Origin of the sequence: Arthrobacter sp. 9V (genome assembly GCF_902506065.1) — a bacterium.
Lineage (GTDB): Bacteria > Actinomycetota > Actinomycetes > Actinomycetales > Micrococcaceae > Arthrobacter.
This window is the reverse complement of the sequence record NZ_LR733042.1, coordinates 1-1,117: the sequence shown is the minus strand read 5'-3', so window position 1 is coordinate 1,117 and position 1,117 is coordinate 1. Positions and strand designations below refer to the sequence as shown.

The 1,117-nt window shown below is 69.1% G+C and carries 3 protein-coding genes; 2 read left to right on the top strand and 1 reads right to left on the bottom strand.

Translation table 11 applies throughout. The annotated features are described in order from the left end of the window. Positions 1 to 398: 5-oxoproline transporter, DUF979 family subunit (locus BACI9J_RS23645; protein WP_236558905.1), on the bottom strand; the 398-nt coding region annotated here is incomplete at its 3' end. On the opposite strand from BACI9J_RS23645, the gene BACI9J_RS23640 reads away from it, so the two are divergent. Both BACI9J_RS23640 and BACI9J_RS23635 read left to right on the top strand, forming a co-directional pair. After that, positions 339 to 890, top strand: coding sequence for a 5-oxoproline transporter, DUF969 family subunit (locus BACI9J_RS23640; RefSeq protein WP_159736745.1), 552 nt, complete (start codon positions 339 to 341; stop codon positions 888 to 890). The genes BACI9J_RS23645 and BACI9J_RS23640 overlap by 60 nt on opposite strands. After that, a partial coding sequence (locus tag BACI9J_RS23635; protein WP_159736744.1) for a 5-oxoproline transporter, DUF979 family subunit occupies positions 887 to 1,117 on the top strand: 231 nt, incomplete at its 3' end. The genes BACI9J_RS23640 and BACI9J_RS23635, both read left to right, overlap by 4 nt.

Below are 1,117 nucleotides of genomic sequence, written 5' to 3'. Positions count from 1 at the left end.
GCGGTGGGGATCTGCGCCTTGATCGGGCCGTACTTGTCCCGCATCTCGAGCAGGGCGGCCGGCACCAGGTTGAAGTTCGCGGCCATCGGGGTGACGAGCGTGCCGCAGAAGCCGGCGAGCATGCCGATCGCGAAGATCGCGGCCGGGTTGCCGTCGAAGCCCTGCACCAGGACGGGCCAGCCGATCGCGGCCGTCATGATCGGGAACGCGGCGAACGCGTTGCCCATGATGATCGTGAACAGGGCCGTGCCCAGGCAGTAGATGACCACTGCGGCGAGCAGTGAGCCGTCGGGAAGGACCGACTTGATGATCGTGCCGACCGCGTCGCCGACCCCCGCCTGGGTGAAGACGATGCCGAGGGTCGAGAGCATCTGCGGCAGCAGCGCCGCCCAGCCGATCGCCTGCAGGACCAGGCGAAGCGTCTGATCGCGAAGCTCGACAAGCTCACGACGGGTCGTCTGCTCGCCGGCTACCTGGTGATCCGGCAGGTCACCGCGGCGGTCGGCCTGACCAGCATCGGTGGCCCGGCGCAGACCGTCCGCCCGCTGGTCTACCCGATGGCCGAGGGCGCGGCGACGAAGAAGTACGGGCGGATCGACGACCGCATGCGCGAGAAGATCAAGGGCTACTCGGCCTCGTCCGACACCGTCGGGGTGTTCTTCGGCGAGGACGTCTTCGTCGCGGTCGGCTCCATCCTGCTCATCACGACGTTCGTCGACGCGACCTACGGGCTGTCGCTGGAACCGATCGACCTGGCCCTGTGGGCGATCCCGACGGGCATCGCGGCGCTGATCGTCCACGGCGGACGCCTGCTGCTGTTCGACCGCCGACTCGACAAGATGGCGGCGGACGCCCGTGCCGACGCTCCGACCCTGGGGGCCGCAGCGTGATCACCAGCGAATGGCTCTACTGGCTCATCGGCGCGTTCTTCATCGCCGTCGCCGTCCTGATCGTCACCGACACCGCGCACGCGAAGCGCCTGGGCAACGCCGCGTTCTGGGGCATCCTCGGCCTGTCGTTCTTCGCCGGCACGTTCGTCGCCGCTGGCAGCATCCCGGCGTGGACGCTCGGCATCGCCGTCCTCGTGATGGTCGCGCTCGCCGGACTCGGCTTCACC